The 15,531-nt window shown below is 42.4% G+C and carries 15 protein-coding genes and 1 pseudogene; 2 read left to right on the forward strand and 14 right to left on the reverse strand.

From position 1 onward, the window contains the following. Positions 1–219: 219 nt before the first annotated feature. Positions 220–795 (reverse strand): hypothetical protein, encoded by a 576-nt coding sequence (locus AR383_RS03805; RefSeq protein ID WP_055731927.1) that lies wholly within the window; start codon positions 793–795, stop codon positions 220–222. Between the two features lie 62 nt (positions 796–857). Here AR383_RS03805 and AR383_RS03815 point away from each other — a divergent pair. Then, positions 858–2,035, forward strand: a protein-coding gene (locus AR383_RS03815) for an IS3 family transposase (protein ID WP_157051634.1) whose coding sequence is annotated in 2 segments (ribosomal slippage) — positions 858–1,128 and positions 1,128–2,035 — 1,179 coding nt in all. Because the reading frame shifts where the segments join, the coding sequence is not laid out codon by codon here. On the opposite strand, the gene AR383_RS03820 is transcribed toward AR383_RS03815, so the two are convergent. The 10 genes from AR383_RS03820 to AR383_RS03860 form a co-directional block, all read right to left on the reverse strand. Then, positions 2,028–4,385, reverse strand: coding sequence for a P-loop NTPase fold protein (locus AR383_RS03820; RefSeq protein ID WP_055731930.1), 2,358 nt, complete (start codon positions 4,383–4,385; stop codon positions 2,028–2,030). The genes AR383_RS03815 and AR383_RS03820 overlap by 8 nt on opposite strands. A 382-nt stretch (positions 4,386–4,767) precedes the next feature. Beyond that, entirely contained in the window at positions 4,768–4,983 is a 216-nt protein-coding gene (locus AR383_RS03825; RefSeq protein ID WP_055731931.1) for a hypothetical protein, read from the reverse strand. A 3-nt stretch (positions 4,984–4,986) separates the two neighbouring features. Then, positions 4,987–5,400, reverse strand: a complete 414-nt coding sequence (locus tag AR383_RS03830; protein WP_055731932.1) for a hypothetical protein — start codon at positions 5,398–5,400, stop codon at positions 4,987–4,989. A gap of 289 nt (positions 5,401–5,689) precedes the next feature. After that, positions 5,690–5,848, reverse strand: a complete 159-nt coding sequence (locus tag AR383_RS21175) for a DUF4113 domain-containing protein (RefSeq protein WP_083481492.1) — start codon at positions 5,846–5,848, stop codon at positions 5,690–5,692. A 526-nt stretch (positions 5,849–6,374) separates the two neighbouring features. Further along, positions 6,375–6,962: a type I-F CRISPR-associated endoribonuclease Cas6/Csy4 gene (gene cas6f, locus AR383_RS22630; protein ID WP_055731933.1), complete on the reverse strand. Its 588-nt coding sequence runs from the start codon at positions 6,960–6,962 to the stop codon at positions 6,375–6,377. Continuing rightward, a complete protein-coding gene (gene csy3 / locus AR383_RS03840; RefSeq protein ID WP_055731934.1) occupies positions 6,959–7,993 on the reverse strand; it encodes a type I-F CRISPR-associated protein Csy3 in 1,035 nt (344 codons plus the stop codon). Before csy3 ends, cas6f begins: the two co-directional genes overlap by 4 nt. Positions 7,994–8,007: 14 nt before the next feature. Further along, positions 8,008–10,077 (reverse strand): type I-F CRISPR-associated protein Csy2, encoded by a 2,070-nt coding sequence (locus tag AR383_RS03845; RefSeq protein WP_055731935.1) that lies wholly within the window; start codon positions 10,075–10,077, stop codon positions 8,008–8,010. 4 nt (positions 10,078–10,081) lie between these two features. Further along, a complete protein-coding gene (locus tag AR383_RS03850; RefSeq protein WP_055731936.1) occupies positions 10,082–11,302 on the reverse strand; it encodes a TniQ family protein in 1,221 nt (406 codons plus the stop codon). Between the two features lie 338 nt (positions 11,303–11,640). Further along, the gene (locus AR383_RS03855; RefSeq protein WP_055731937.1) at positions 11,641–12,057 is read right to left on the reverse strand and encodes a DUF6678 family protein; all 417 of its coding nucleotides are present in this window, start codon (positions 12,055–12,057) and stop codon (positions 11,641–11,643) included. Positions 12,058–12,195: 138 nt separating this feature from the next. Then, positions 12,196–12,807, reverse strand: a complete 612-nt coding sequence (locus AR383_RS03860) for a DUF5071 domain-containing protein (RefSeq protein ID WP_055731938.1) — start codon at positions 12,805–12,807, stop codon at positions 12,196–12,198. A gap of 120 nt (positions 12,808–12,927) precedes the next feature. On the opposite strand from AR383_RS03860, the pseudogene AR383_RS03865 reads away from it, so the two are divergent. Next, positions 12,928–13,192: pseudogene (locus tag AR383_RS03865) on the forward strand (IS110 family transposase); the annotation flags it as partial. Between the two features lie 493 nt (positions 13,193–13,685). Here AR383_RS03865 and AR383_RS03875 read toward each other — a convergent pair. From AR383_RS03875 to AR383_RS03885, 3 genes are all read right to left on the reverse strand, one after another. After that, positions 13,686–14,249, reverse strand: coding sequence for a DUF6985 domain-containing protein (locus tag AR383_RS03875; RefSeq protein WP_055731941.1), 564 nt, complete (start codon positions 14,247–14,249; stop codon positions 13,686–13,688). 74 nt (positions 14,250–14,323) lie between these two features. Further along, positions 14,324–15,052 carry a hypothetical protein gene (locus AR383_RS03880; protein WP_055731942.1) on the reverse strand — a complete coding sequence of 243 codons (729 nt, stop codon included), beginning with the start codon at positions 15,050–15,052 and terminating at the stop codon, positions 14,324–14,326. 12 nt (positions 15,053–15,064) lie between these two features. Then, a complete protein-coding gene (locus AR383_RS03885) occupies positions 15,065–15,427 on the reverse strand; it encodes a hypothetical protein (RefSeq protein WP_055731943.1) in 363 nt (120 codons plus the stop codon). Positions 15,428–15,531 lie beyond the last annotated feature (104 nt).

A 15,531-nucleotide genomic window follows, 5' to 3' on the forward strand; every position in this document is an offset into this window, starting at 1 on the left:
CCCATTTCGAATATGGTTAAGCTTCTTGAAAAATTGGGATGTATATTCATCAATCTAGTTGATGTGGATGAGCGAGTTGACGCCTTCTCTATCTACACAGGAAGACCCTTAATCGTAAAAAACACCGCCAAGCTAAGCCCTAGACGGCTTCGGTTCAACTTTACCCACGAGCTAGGTGTATTACTTCCACTCCTCCTCGCTTAAACCAACCCGTTCTGACTAGCTAGATACTTTCTCTATAAAAACCTCATCCCAAAAATTTTGCCATTCCTCACTTAATCCAAACATTTTGTTTTTAGGATGCATATCTGCTCGCATTTGGAGCCAATCTTGTTCTTGTAGTTTCTTGCTTCTTAGAGCCCTAGAGACATTGTTTGGGTACTTTTTATTGTCTTCGCTTACTAAGTAATCGTTAATCACCTTTGTAAGATCTGCTCCGCTACAAAAGTCCTTACCTTCAATTTGCTTTAGTCGCAAAGCACAAAAAATCAGAGGGATATATTCAGTGCCACTGTGCTTTCCACTATCAAAGTCGTAGCTTAAACTTGCAATAAACTCCGAATGATCCTTGGTGTCGTCCTGAAAGTCATCTTCGTCAAAATTCATGCTAATTTGACGAGAAGCAGCTTGTTTGGCTGTGTTGCTAATACTTGTTAGGACACCGCTACCCTTTGAGCCAATCGCAAAGACTTCCTTCAGCCTTCTCTCTGTCAGTTGAAGCTCTGTAGAACAGCTCAAAAATGATTCAGAAAGTACCCTCTCAGTGTTTAGCTCATGATGCAAGTGTAGTGGCATAGTGAATTTGGCCACCTGATTAGAGGTGATAGACTCACCTCAGAGACAAAACAGGTGAACTAATGACAAAACCAAGAAGACCTAACTTTAGCCCCGAATTTCGCCTAGAAGCTGCCCAGCTTGTTGTAGACCAAAATTACAGCGTTCGTGAGGCCGCTGAAGCCATGGGCGTGGGTAACTCAACGATGGATAAATGGGTGCGACAACTTCGCTCAGAGCGCCGTGGTGAATCACCTAAGGCGACACCCATGACGGATGAGCAACGCCGTATTCGTGAGCTAGAAAAGCAGGTCAAACGCCTTGAAATGGAAAAAGACATTTTAAAAAAGGCTTCCGCTCTCTTGATGTCGGACGAGCTGAAAGGTTTGCGTTAATTCATCGGCTTCAAGAGAGCTTTCCCGCTAATCATTTATGTCAGCTATTCAGTGTTCATCGAAGTAGTTACAAATATTGGCGTGATGAAGCGGTCGGCGAAACACCGAATCGCATTGTGCTTAAAGAGAAAGTTCGAGAAGCATTTGAAGTGAGTGAAGGTTCTGCGGGAGCTCGCACTATTGCAGCAATGGTTACGCAAACAGGTACACCCTTAAGCCGTTATGTCGCTAGCAACTTGATGCGTGAACTTGCGTTGTTTAGCTGCCAACAACCAAAGCATCGCTATAAACGAGCGACACACGAGCATCCTGTTGCACCCAATGTTCTTGCTCGCCAGTTTACGGTGGATGCGCCTAACCAAGTTTGGTGTGGTGATATCACGTATGTCTGGACTGGGAATCGTTGGGCTTATTTAGCGGTTGTACTGGATTTATATGCAAGGAAACCTGTTGGTTGGGCAATGTCTTTGAGCCCTGACAGTAAACTTATTAGCAAGGCGCTGATGATGGCTTATGAACTGAGAGGTAAGCCTCAAGGACTAATGTTTCACTCAGACCAAGGCAGCCAATATACGAGTGTTAAATATCGACAGTTGCTATGGCGATATCAAATCAAACAGAGCATGAGTCGCCGTGGTAATTGTTGGGATAATGCGCCGATGGAGCGTTTCTTTAGAAGTTTGAAGACAGAATGGATGCCAGAGCTAGGCTACCGAACTTTTTTAGAAGCCAAGCACGCCATAACGGATTATATCGTAGGGTATTTCAGCCAAGTCAGGCCACATCAGCACAACAAGATGTTGCCACCGAATCAGGCTGAAGAGTTGTACTGGAAAAACTATAAAACCGTGGCCAGTTTTACTTGACCACTACAAAGTATGACTCTGTTAGACAACACAGTTTAGAACCTAAGACGATATCCAGACCTTCTCTGAACAACAAGTATTCATTTGTATCTGACATGTAGGAATTAACATTCATAAATTCATTCCTGAATTCGTCAAACGCACAGCTAGAATGAATGGGGAGCGTTACAGATATTAGAGATCGATAAGTTTTATCCCGAACAATTTGATTGAGGAACAGCAAACCCAATGGTGAAAGCCTATATGTTCCGCCCATATCGAGGGTGAACCCTTTAAGTGATTCGTTTTCCGAAGGGATCTCTAGGCACTCGACGAGCTTTTGCTTAACACTCTCTTCGATACTTGAGTGGATCCAGATTCTTTGGTACCCATAAAGCCTCAAAAAATCGACAACTCTGTTCAGTGGCACACCGTTAGTAACTTCACCGGCCTTCAAAGTGCTCAAGTAAGAAATCAAGCGTATTTTGATAAAGTATGACTGTGACGAAGAAGGGTTAGGGACAAATATATTTGGAATTATTGGAGACTCTCCAGCTTCCGTCGACGCCATTAAGGCAGCAATTACTTCCTTGTTTTTCCAAGTATAACTTCCTGAACCAAGTTGACGATGAATCCTTCTCAGCAGGTCATAAAAATAACGAACATTGTGCCAAGAAATCGAAGATAGAGTCTCAAGAATGTTATGCGCATCATCAGAGACTTGGAGGCTTCGCTTTAAAGCTGATGCATGAACCTTGATAGCGTTTAAGAAATCATCATAGCTCTCAAACTGCTTTCGCCAGTCTTTGGTTCGAAAATCTTGATCTACTTTGCTCTCAATGTACTTGATCCTTTGAGAAACTAGCTTGCCAAAATTCGGTGCTTTTAAATGAATCACCCTATCTTCAGGACGCACGTCTAAGAAACCAGATTTCTTGTTTTTGAAGAAGGTGAACTCTCTCAATGTTATGATCGTCTTTGCACCGGTTTTACCAGCTAGATCGTGGCAAAGCGCGTACATTTCTTCCTGAAACCGTTCATGCGCTCTATCAACGTTGTCGAGAATTACTATTACTGAATTGTTATCACTGGTTAACTGCTTTAAGGCAGCAAAAACAAATTTCTCTCTATCTTTGATTTTCTCGTCTAAGAGATCGGCTTCATGCTTGATATATGCATTCGGGTTTAGTTTGAAGTATTCTTTGTAGCTGCTTTCTTTGTAGCTCCTCAACTCCCTTGCATAGATTTTACGTAAGTAATCTAGCTCAAAGACAAAATCAAACTGACTTGTTAGGTACTCATAGATTCGGTCGTAGATAACGGATCTAGCGTCAATATCCTGTCTTGACACCTCATTGATCAAGTCAATTAGTATTGTGTGTGCAAGTTGCTCTTTCTGTTGTCTAGCCTCTACCAAACACTTCGTCACCAACGTACTTTTTCCACAACCTACAGACCCAGTGATGATAACTACTTGACCACTTTTTCCATCCTTAAGAATAGAATCTTTACCTGCTCCAGGGTCACAATCTTCAGTATTCGATGGCATGTACGTAGGTTTTGAGTCTTTTAGCAGACGTTTTAAGTCACCCCGGTATTGATCCAGTTTCGAGTCTGAGACAAAGCAGTACTCTAACATGCGCCTTTGATTGGGCTCAGTTATCTTGGAGAAGAAGTTCTCATAAAACTCAGACAGATACTCTTCAGGCCTACTAACTCGCCATTGCAACTCTGAATAATCCGAACGAAGCACCTTGCTGACTTCTGCTTGTTGGTAATTGATGTTTGCTAAGTAGCCTTCAAGTCGAAGGTCATCGAACGATTCCTTCGATAACAACGACCAAAATAAGTCAAACTCAAAGGACTCGGAGAAAACATTTCCAAAGTAGATTGCTTTCGAAGAATCTAAGCTAGTTCCTGGAGAAGGAATCAGCTGAAGAGCTACCCACTCAGCCCCATTAGTGATCAGTGCAAAAGGTACCTTAGACTCTACACAGTAATTGGTGGCTTGCTGAATGACATCAGAGAAAGGTTTCTTAAAAGATCTGCGAAGGTAGCGAATTTCATAGTCTGTCTTGCTCGTGTTTTTGGTCAGGGACTTGAAAGTCTGGCCAGTTTTTTTTGCTTCGACCACTAAGCGAGGGGTACCTTTGCTAGTGAGCAAGTAATCTGTAAACCCCGCATTGGACAACCATTTTTCGGGGTTGTAGTCAGTTTTCTTCCACCCAAGAATCGCTAAAATATCGTCAATGATAAGAAGCCTTGTAGTAGCTTCATTTGCAGAGCTAATTCCCGCTAAATCTTCGCGATGCTGAGAAATTAGCTTTGTGAATTTTTCTAGTGCTAGCGCTTGCTTATCCTTATGACTCATACGAACTACTTCTTTATTTTTCAAGCACTTTGACGTTCGACAGAGACTCGAAATTCAAAGTGGGCTGATTGCTTATTAGGCATAATAACTGAATTATCATAAAGCTATGAAGCAATCATAGAGTATTAAATGTAACTCTTTGGTATTAATGTGATGAACTTATCGCTGATGGATGGAATTTGCTTTAGTTCTCTCTGGACGATGTGTGTGTAGACCTTGACTGTAGAGATTGATAAGGCCTGAGAATCCTAGACATTTGCTAGATTCTCGAACAATAGTTGTTAAATCCGTAACTTGAAATTGGACAGAACCGATTTAGGCAACCTGTCAGATCTAGTCACATCGAGAAAACTGATATACCAAGCCCTCTGACTCTGCTATTTCACCTTACACTTAAAGCCATACTTTTTATAGACCAGTCATCGCTTTCTGAAATCAGCAGCGGCATCTTTATAGCGAGGCCTGAGAATTCATCCTTGATCGTATCACTATCAACTATCCGATCGGGCTTTTCACCATAATCTAAAGCCAATTTTTGGCACTCTTTTACTGATAATGGAATTATGTGATGAGGTTTGGGATCTAAAACTGGTGACATTAATCACCCAAGAAACGGCAGCACTGTTTTAGTGGCAAGCTGCGCCCCTAGCTGTGGGTAAACAGAATAGTCCAATGACGAGCATTCTGGTTTGATGGTGTTAGTTCTTTTTGACAACCTTGGTAAGACCATCGAGATAGTCTCTCTCAGAATATTGTTTAAATCGGCATCAATCCATTCTTTAGCATTGTCATCATTCACTCTTAACTTGCCATTTTTAACAGCAAATTCAACTAACGCGAAAACAGGGACACCAGAAACAGAGTTTCTATCCCAAGAGCGATCTAAAATGAAGTACTGCCAGAGGTAGCTGTTGGTTTCGCATGCAAAAACCTCAAAACGCGCATCCACAGAAAGACCACCAAGCGCAATAGCTTGGTTTTCAAATCGATATGAAGAAAAACGCCTTAGAGACATAATTGCTAAAACCTATTAATTGATGAATAAGTGACAGCTTAAATCAATTGAACATAAAAAAGTGTCAACATATTTCCTGTAAGCCTAACGGCCAATGCAATAATTGCAACGACTTATTAACTTTAAAAAGTTAATAAGGTTTAAAAGTTAAAATTTTTCAATGTTTTAATATTTTAGGTGAGATTGTCATAGCAAGGCTAAAAATGGGAGGATCTATGTTAGGGTTCTTTGTGACATATGATTAGCTCAGGTGTGAGCGGCAACGGCAAGTATTGGCTAGATTTAATAGCTAACATTTTACCTTTGGAATATCTAACCATCTTGTTGTGTATTGCGGGGTAAGAAATGCCATTCTCATGCTCCATTTGGGGCTTATTCCTTGGGAACCCGCGAAGAGAGTATCTGTACCGTATTTGTTGTTGAGACTGTCGTTTACATACTCTGCCATTTAACTCTAGAATGATTCTTTCGACTTGGACTGAAAACTCACAGCGCGCTAGCTTAGGTGGATATTGTGCTAAATCGTCAAAACAAGATTAGCTCCAATGTAATCAGTTGGTATCAGCAGTTAAGACATATAAATTTAATAAGAAAGAAAAAAGCTCCAGCGAATACTGGAGCACTGAAGTACGACGTCTGCCTTTCGGCAGGAAAAGTTAGCTGTTGAGGTTGCTTACTTCCGGGCCTTATATCAACTGCCTATACGGCAGGTCATTGGTGGCACAATCGTTACTGGTATATCCCTGTTTTCTCTGCTGCCTATGCGGCAGGTCATAGGTATTTCAAACAATACTTAATGGCGTGACTTTTCTCAGCTGCCTATGCGGCAGGTCATGATGCGTAACTGAATAATTTACCAATCACACCAAACAATTATAGACGATTATTAGAATTACCCTTATATTTCACGGAAGAATAACATGTTGATATTAAACATAAATTATGACTTCTTCAAATAAAGGTGTAACAGCTACTTAGGTCTGGAACAGTTCCCCTTTTCTCGCATGCCGTAGCAAAGCCGTAACTACAAAGCCCTGTGGCTTCAGGAGCTTCGGCAAACTCTTTTTGTATATGAAGAATGAAATGCTGCTTACTTGAACTACTCTGTATAGCAACCTTATTGAATGGGGCGACCTCAACATCCTTTGACAAGTGTTCCGGATTAAAGCCTTCCCCCCTAGCTTCGGCCGTTTTTTCCCTCTAGCGTAACGCCGCCGAAACTCACCGGAGAAGAGCTTCGCTACCCGCTGATTTCGAATAAACCTAACCTCACCTACCTCGTTAGGGACGGTTAGCACTTTCGTTAGCTCAAAGGCCCCTATTTCCTGCATATCAATGAAATAAGAACGATTACGAAGAGCTTCTAAATACTTAACGCTTGAAGATACAAACCCTATCGAAGGGCCAAGAGAGCCAACCGTCCATTCAGGAAAACTAACGGCTATTGACTCTTCAGTTTGACTAAAGATATGGTGCAGCTCTTTAATGCAGCGCCCAGCCAACAAAGAGCAATCTGCTCGCTTAGGCAAGTATCGAACAATAAAGTAATAACGTTCTATCACCCCTCTTTACCTCGCTGAAACATCCCACCCTTGATAAGAACAGACATCACATAATGAATTTCGGCAGGAATATCTGATGAAGAAACAGCTTGTTTTAACACTTCTAGGTGAGCTTCGGCTTGGGAAACTAAGGAGTAAAAATCACTGTGTGTCTCTGGTCTCCTTTGCGCTATTACATGCTTAGGATCTGCTCCATATTCATGCACTCTAAGCCGATAATCGGCCTCATCAGTATACCAATCATCGATCATTTGTATACCAGCCCCGACCTTTTCCATATTTAGAATGACCGCCTCACGCCCGTCCGGCATTGCCAGCTTACAGAATAATTTGGAAATCTCGCCTTTCTCCACTTTCTCAGTTAGTTGCTGACTAGGAAAGATCTCCTCCCCCATTTGGGCGGATATTTTTGCTGTCACTTCAGCCGACCAATAACGCCTTGGTTCGCTAAACGCCCCAGCCAGTTCAGCCGCCAACTTTTCGACTTGGTTGATATAACTATTTGACCGACTATTCCAGTCAAACTGGTGAACATCGTTAACACTAAAAATTGAGTTATTAGACGTTAGTAGTTCAATAGATACGGGATAAGTTTGCTGATTTCTGAATAACCACTGTCCAAGCAAAAGGTTTTTAGCGTAACGTTTGGCCAACTCCTTATAGCCTTCCTTTTGCCGGTAGCCATTGGCAAGCTGTTTTAGAATATTGTGAGTATCTAGGTCGTCACATACTGACGGCTCTAGAGAGTTAGCAAAAATTCTTAGGTTGAATCGACAATAGATTGCCTCAACCAAAGGAGGAACTGTTACCGTCTCCATTCGAATAGGATTCGAGTATGCTAAGTCTTGTACAGCAACATTCTTTGGCTTAGCAATGCTAGCGTAAGCTTCTGAAAAGCTTGTTTTCTGTCCTCGGATCCGCTTGATATCGGCCTCTAATGGAACGAATTCAGAATCTTCCGTTTTATAGAAAAAAACTGCCTTTCCTGGCTGAATTGAGCGTTCATATTTGAGCTGTTTGCACAGTTGCATGGCAACACCGAACTCTAAAGGCTTTTCATAAGCATAGCTCGCTCAGAGACTTTCAGTTGCCAAAACGCTGCAGCCCAAAAAACCTTCGGCTTCATAATACGAACATCGATCGCAGAGAGTGTTTGAACTAATCCGAGCAAGGGCTCCGCATAAGCATGCATAGAGGTGAGGGCCCCCTCTCTGAGCGTTGGTTCTTCCAACAGTAAATACCCCAACATAGCAGGCTTGATTGAATAATCAGAAGTGATGATATCCATCAATTCTTCGAGTGAATGAACCTCCTGATGGGTTGGGAAGACCCATCTACCTCCAGTAGGTAACCGAGCTAATCTGTCAAATAATTCATGTTGCACAGAATAGAGGCTACACCACTCTCTACGCTCATAAAGCGAGGGGGGATGAACACTACCTCCAGCCAACTTTGCTGGCAAAGAAGCTTGGATCAACGGTATATCATCATCGGATAGTCTGAAGTCTTCCCTAGCTGATATTTTCAAGATCAAATCTATCGTCAAATCACAGTGCTGACCCGCGATGAATCCCGGTCGCTTCAACTCATTTCTTATGTACCTTGACGGTTCTGGTAATTTGCGACCAGCAGATAAAGAATACTGATGAACAAACCAAGTAAACCCATCAACAGAGACTGACTCGGGCAACAGCTTGTTTAGTTGAAGTTGAAATCGGTGACACATTCCCCAAACGGCTGTCAGGCTAGGAATTCCACACAAGTATGGGTTAGCCATGGCATCTGCATCAAAAACTCTGAGGTTAGAGAAGTAGATGTATTGAACATCAGACTCAACGTCAGACTCATCATCATCTTTGCCCAAATAGTTCAGCAGCCATAAAAGCTGACTCTTCAAGGGGTGAATCAACCTAGGGTGAAAAGCAAACTCTGCACCATAGAAGCTAGTTTGTAGTTCTTCGTGCAAACAGATATTTAGCTGGTTCAGCAGCACGGGAAAGTCACAAGGTTCAAAAGTCAGCAAGCGGTAAACAAGACTATCCTGCTCCAACTCATTTAAGGTTCCTTCGGTTTCCTCAAGAGAATCTCGCCATTCCATAACAGGCGCTAACCATGCGGCCAATTCTTTACGAACGTACCGCAATGCAGACAACCTACGCTGCCTGCGCTTTTTCAAAGTTATTTCAACACTTGGGTTAATGAGCGCTCTCAACGCATTGTGAAATATCTTGTTATTAATAGCCTTTCGGTTAAACACACTGTCACTCTTGCTACGTTTTTCTAATGAGGAGCTAAGTGTTACATGTTGATATTTAATTATATGGGGAGGATAAAATAAGCTACTCACACGACCGCCATGAGCGGCGCATAGGTTCCCTATACTTGCAGAATGCTCATGTTGAAGACGTTTAAATTTTCCCTTTTTTAAGATGTAGTCAAGGTTCTGAATAGCAGATTGCAAAGAGTGACTTACCACTGGTGTCACCGAGCAATAACTATTTTTAAAGGGAACTCTTATCTGACTGGAAAAGGGGCTAACCTCTTGAGGAAATGTTTCTTCCCCTAAAAGCTCACCAACCATTGCAGTAAGCGCTTGAAAATCTCTCCTAGAAAACCCAAGCTCAAAAAAAACCTTTTGCCAAATATGGTCTCTCTCATCCAACTCTTTAGCGAGGCATGTCCATAATCCATTCCATTTAAACTCCGCACAAAACAAGCTTGCCTTACGAATTCTTGCACTATCGTGAGACCAGCCATATCGAACCGGAAAGTTTGCACTAGAAAGGGTTCCAGATACGGGGACTTGAGGACTAGTGAGCAATCGTTGATGACTAACCCTAGCATTAGGGAACTTAAGGTTATGACTATGCAACCACTGAATTTCTGAGCAACAGAGCTGTAGGTGCTTTTGATTCCTAAGAGTGGTTGTTGCAAGAGTCTGATCGCACAAATCATCGACTTCTTCTTTCCTTAAAGATAGGTTAAGAAGAACTACCAAAGCCTCTTGCTCCTTGCCAACTACCTCAACGCCATTGGAGTCAGGGGCAAAAGCTCGCTTTAACGCGCGATTTCGCTCTGCAATATTCTGAGTTGTAATGATGTCAGCTAATGTCATCGCGTCACCAAGCAGGTAGAGGATCGCCAGAACCTGAGGTTAGGCTAATAGCAAGCTCGACAGCCTGCCGTAAAAAGAAAGCGGGTTTATTCAAAGACAACGTATTATGGAGCCTTAGCCGGAAAGTAAGCTCTAGCATCCCCTCTTCGTAATAGCGATAAACCTGCTCGCGAGAACAATTTAGTAAAGCTGCCACCTCTGGCACCGTCAACTGAAGATCGGCAATGTTCGGCTGTTTAGATTTTGGGTTATCCATCACTAAATGAACCAAAAACTGAATGACACTCTGGTGAATAAAATCCTCTGACGACATAGATAAAGGAGCGACTCGACTTCTATTCAACAGCCCACCAAATACCGCGCTAAATGCGGTTTTATTAAAAGGCTCAACCAGTCGTTGTTCCGCAGCCTCAGCTATAGCTGCAAGCTCCTTGTTGATTTCATCTGGCCAGCGCTCAAAAAATCCTATGCAGTCCTGAGCGTGATTCTTATCAACGACTAACTCATCAAGCTCTACGTTTCGCCACAAGCAATACCAAAGCAAAGCCCCAGTACGAATTGAGGTATGGCGACAAACCAATAGAGGGTTGTTTGAGGCCTCCCTACTTTTGTCAAATATTGCGCTTAGCTGACACTCTGCTTTGGATGCAACATTAGTTCTGACACTTCGAAGGTCATAACCACACTGACAGTATTCAATTAGCTCTGTTTTTTGGTAATTCAAAGCCTCACCACATTCAGGACAGTGGCAAAGCAGCTTGGTTTGATGTAGATTGCAAGCAGTACAAGGCAAGAAGTGCCAGTTTTGGCGAATATATGGCTGCACAGAGAGACATTGAGGGCAAACTGGAACACTTCCCTGCCTAAGAAAAGCTCTCGGAAGAAACTCCTTCTGGCGCACTAAAATGGTATAGCTTCCAACAATGGTTTGTGCAGTATGCTTTAGCGCAAGCCGGTTAAGCTGCCAAGTAGACAAACCTATAAGCTCTTCCATCAGCCGAATAGCCCTAACCCTAAAACTGCTAGATAGTTTTGCGTGATAGATATTAACCAAGCTAAGTTCAAGCGGAAATGCCCCGTAGGCTTCAGCATCATGCTGTCTCAAAAACTCTTTTACCGCACCACTCAATAGAGCATATGACTCAAAGCCATTTGCTTGAGAAATACGCAATAGATAGCTCTCTAGTGACTCATCTTCATGATAATCCTCAGGGATAAGAAACATTCCACACCAAGACTAAGAATTCCTTAGTAAGGATATAGCAGCAAGCTAAGGGGTTTGCCAAGTTTATTTGGAAGCTTAGATAAACTATTCGCACCAAAAACTTAAAGGTCTAGGCTATCTAATCACCGGAACCCATAATATGCTCAGTAGCCCTAGCCAGTTAGCCTAAGCAAAAAGCGAATAGACGGTGAAGCCATAGGCCCATTTCCTAGCACGCTGTTGGACATAAATGAGTCAGCTTTGATGGTTCTAAGCCCGCATAAAGCGTAAACGAACGAGTGGCACGTAGCGAGCTCGGCGCGTGTTGGCGAATCGCTCTTAAACGCTTTGTTATACGCTTACTCTCTGAAACCGTAGATACGCAACCCTCTACCCGTAAGCTCAGTATCAAATTGACCGACTGAATTTAAGATACTCAATGCTCCATCTATATCTTGATGCCAATGTTTAAAAGGAACATTTTCATACCCACTGGACTTACCTACTTTGGGGATTTCTAACCACTCAATTCGTTTGTAGGCGAAAGGACCCGGTCTATAATCACCCACATACTTTTCCATTAACTCATCTGATTTAGTAAACCAGTCTAGAAACTCATCATCGCTATCAACAAACTTCCAATAACACTGTTTCAACATCAATTCGGGGACATCTAATACCGTAAACACTTTACGCCATTTAGAATTTGACATTAGTGACACTGAAAATCGATTTTCAATCACCTTATCTAGGTATTCATCCATTCCTGCTGGCATGTCAAAATCTCCAAACGTATAACGCCGCGTTAAGTGTTGAGCAACGCAGACCACCACACTTAAACCATTGTGCCGTAAACACTAAAGCTGAATCAAACCGAGAATGCCGAGCGTTGTGAATCCGTCTTAAACGCCTTGTTATACGCAAACCCGATTACACGCTTCAATCTCGATACTCTTTAATTTGGGGCATTTTTCTGTGCCATTCAGAGAAGCTAGAAGTGGGCAGTTATAGAGATCCAGTAACTTCAACTTAGATAGGTGCTCTATTCCATCAAGGTTTTCTAGCTTTCTAGAAGTAAGGTACAACTGTTCTAAGTTTTCCATTTTACTTAGCGATTCTAGATTCTGATTTGGGTAATTTTGGATATTTAACTTCTTGAGAGTATTGAGCGTAAGCACTGAACTTAGACCTTTGGTCCCTTCTCTGAGGTCGCTTTCATCAAATTGGAACAGAATACTTTCGAGCGATTTCGTATAGAGCTGTTGAGACTCTGGACTGAATGCAGGAATCAAATGGCTGACTATATTTGCTTTCCAAATACTATCGCTGCCTTCAAGGATTTTAGTTATTGGCCCAACCAAATGATCACCTAGAGGAGACAGCCGCGTTACTACGCCACCGAATACAGGCCAATTTACATCATGAAGCCACTCCAACAACCCTTCAGCGTTTTCTAAAACATCTTCATCCGATGCTAAGTGCAATAAGCGGATAGAAGTTTCATCATTTTTATCAGATGGAATCATGTGACTCACTTACACATAGACATAATGACTCCCCAAGAAGGTGCTGATCTCCAACTTCGTGGGTTAGCTGAAAGCCAGAGCCATAATAGTTAATGACAATAAACTAGATTGGAGATCAGCATGAACAAACATAACATACTTTTTATTGGCCTAGATACTCGCAAAGAGTTTGTTGAAGTCGCCTATATTGAAGGCCAACGAGGCGCACAAGCTGTTCACTTCGGCAGAATATCTAGCGCTAAAACCGCCATTGTTAAACTGGCCAAGCAATTGCTATCTAAATACTCACAAGCCACCTTACACTTTGTCTATGACGCGGGACCTTGCGGTTATTGGATATATCGCCTGCTCACCAGCCTTGGCCATTGTTGTTATTTAGTGGCAAAGGCCAGCGGCTCGCCGCGTTGTGGTACTTGGCCCCGCGAGGAGCACAACGACGAATGCTTTCTGGTTTGCCTTGTTAAGTGGCACATTCACTGAGGATTTTAGATTTTTCACTTTCGGAAATGCCCTTCCAAGAAACACCGGAAGAAAGCTCAAGCTTTAGACTTAAGCCTGAGACTGCCATTGCTAATATGTGTGAGTACCATCTGGAAACCGACCTCTTTCGAATTCGTGTGGATTTAAAACCCTTCAAGTGTTTATCCCAGTGAACGCCTGCCGATTCTCTATATATGTGCTGGTACATGGATTTACCGCCACCTTTCAAAACCAGCAATAGCTCCCCTGTTTCCAGTAGAACAACACTTTGAATGAACTCCATTTCCATGTCTTGTGCCATTTAACGTTCGGCTCACCGAACAAATTTTAGATAGTGGTTTTTGTGCGTCTTTTGGCGCAAAAAGTGACAGAGTAAACTTGTCCGTTGCAGCAATTTATTAAGTTTCATTTGCATGTTTCTCTGCCAACCATAAAAGAAAGGCTGTATCAGCACCCCCAGCCTCAACAATTTTGTTGCCATGTAATAAAAATCCCATTCCGTGCTCTTCCTCCCAGTTACAGCCCATTTCCACGCCAATGTAAGGAATATTATCCTTGCTCACTTGATGGATATTCACGGAAATGATGCCCACGACACTCTTAATGTCGCTAACGTCTTTTACTTCAGGAAAATACTCAGCCATTTCTTCACCACTTTCCTCTATGCAGCTGCCTTTAATAGCCGCGTAGTTAGAAAATAGCGTGTTTGTTATAGATTCTATGACCTGCCTCTGATGCGATATAAACCAATTTATAAGCTCCATTTCCGTAGAGTTTAGTGATTCATCGCCTCTACCTTCTGGTGCAAAAACTATTTTAATAGTTCCATTAGATGGTTCATCCGATGATATTGCACCATAAGGCCTGTTTCTTTCTTGGAAGCCTGACCAAGCAGGTAATTTTACATCTGCTTGCCAGGAAAATTCGTTCCATTGGAAATTGGGATTTATTGGATTACTCACATTCTCTCCTTGAAACTTAACGCCACAAAGACCAGCGAACGTTAGCGATTCCGGCAGCGCACTGCTTTGCCTTGTTAGAAAGCGCCATCAACAGCTGACTCTATTCTCACAAACGTATCGCCAAACCTATTTGTAATGAGGAATGTGTCATTCTCCCAGCGACCTTTCCACAAATCAGCCCATAGCCCATCCCAGAACCGAGAATCAGCAATTTTGTGCTTGCCCAGGACGTTTCCATGTTTGTCTATAAATTCTAGGTACGCATCGATACCGCCTCTTCTGAAGTGCAATTTAGTCTCTGCGCGAGCTTTTCGGGAACTATGCCATTTAGAGGTTTTCTTGTGCAGTTTTATGTGTTCATAACCCTCTTCACGAATTGCTTGGCAAGCTTGCTTAAGCTGTTTAGACACTTTGGCGCTGACACCACTTTCAGAGCAAACGGTAAGCAGTGAACTTTCGATGTATTCCAAAGAAGCGGCGTCTTTCTCTTCCTCTTCAAGCGCAGAAAATTCATGAAAGTCGAAATCTTTTCTTTTGAAAACTGCAATACCGCGATGATCTGGTGGCGAATATTCGGGCCCTTCATATTCGCCCAATTGGATGTTGAGTTTGGATATACCAGCTACATCGAGTCCGTCTACCAAATGTATAGAAAAAAGGTTTCGAACGTTTTCCCAATATTTCGTAAGGTAGCGGTTTTGTGAAAGCTTTTCTTCACTATGTTTTCCGCCATTTATTAGTTGTATGTCCTTAAAGTGCATCGGGCTCTCTAACGCCAAGCTTTGGGGCGGACTGCGCAGCACAACAGCGCCTTGTTAGGCATTTGCACGGAGTTTACTACGCAAGCGCTTGTGTGTAGTTTCATTACCACTTTCCCATACCTCAAAAAGCCCAAACCAGTACAGCCGTTCGTTTAATGTTAAACCGCCAACATTATCTATTGCGGCATTTTTAAAATTTTGAAATTCAGAGTGGAACTTGTTTGATGCATCCGTATCTTCAAACCAAAAATTTCCGTGCCATTCTCCTATTAGATAAGCGAGCACCTCAATATCTTTACCGTCTTGCTTCCACTCTCCGATCCTGCGTGAGAGATTTTCTCTAAGATCAATTTCAGGCACAGAATTTACTAGTTCATCAAGGTTCATTGAGATGTCTAACATATTATTAGTGTGCATGCGCGTTTTCTAAACCGACTTATTGATAATCAACCAAATAATTAATATTCGCCAGCGTAAACACAAAAAAATTTCCACAATATTCGTCGATATCAGCGAATTTC

It is taken from the genome of Agarivorans gilvus (assembly GCF_001420915.1).
Classification (GTDB): Bacteria; Pseudomonadota; Gammaproteobacteria; order Enterobacterales; family Celerinatantimonadaceae; genus Agarivorans; species Agarivorans gilvus.

Coding starts and splice junctions, on each gene's coding strand:
- AR383_RS03845 (WP_055731935.1), bottom strand. CDS start 10,077: ATGACATTAGCTGACATCATTACAACTCAGAATATTGCAGAGCGAAAT.
- AR383_RS03820 (WP_055731930.1), bottom strand. CDS start 4,385: ATGAGTCATAAGGATAAGCAAGCGCTAGCACTAGAAAAATTCACAAAG.
- AR383_RS03825 (WP_055731931.1), bottom strand. CDS start 4,983: ATGTCACCAGTTTTAGATCCCAAACCTCATCACATAATTCCATTATCA.
- AR383_RS03885 (WP_055731943.1), bottom strand. CDS start 15,427: ATGCACACTAATAATATGTTAGACATCTCAATGAACCTTGATGAACTA.
- AR383_RS03860 (WP_055731938.1), bottom strand. CDS start 12,807: ATGATTCCATCTGATAAAAATGATGAAACTTCTATCCGCTTATTGCAC.
- AR383_RS21175 (WP_083481492.1), bottom strand. CDS start 5,848: ATGGCAGAGTATGTAAACGACAGTCTCAACAACAAATACGGTACAGAT.
- AR383_RS03830 (WP_055731932.1), bottom strand. CDS start 5,400: ATGTCTCTAAGGCGTTTTTCTTCATATCGATTTGAAAACCAAGCTATT.
- AR383_RS03855 (WP_055731937.1), bottom strand. CDS start 12,057: ATGCCAGCAGGAATGGATGAATACCTAGATAAGGTGATTGAAAATCGA.
- AR383_RS03805 (WP_055731927.1), bottom strand. CDS start 795: ATGCCACTACACTTGCATCATGAGCTAAACACTGAGAGGGTACTTTCT.
- csy3 (WP_055731934.1), bottom strand. CDS start 7,993: ATGCAACTGTGCAAACAGCTCAAATATGAACGCTCAATTCAGCCAGGA.
- AR383_RS03850 (WP_055731936.1), bottom strand. CDS start 11,302: ATGTTTCTTATCCCTGAGGATTATCATGAAGATGAGTCACTAGAGAGC.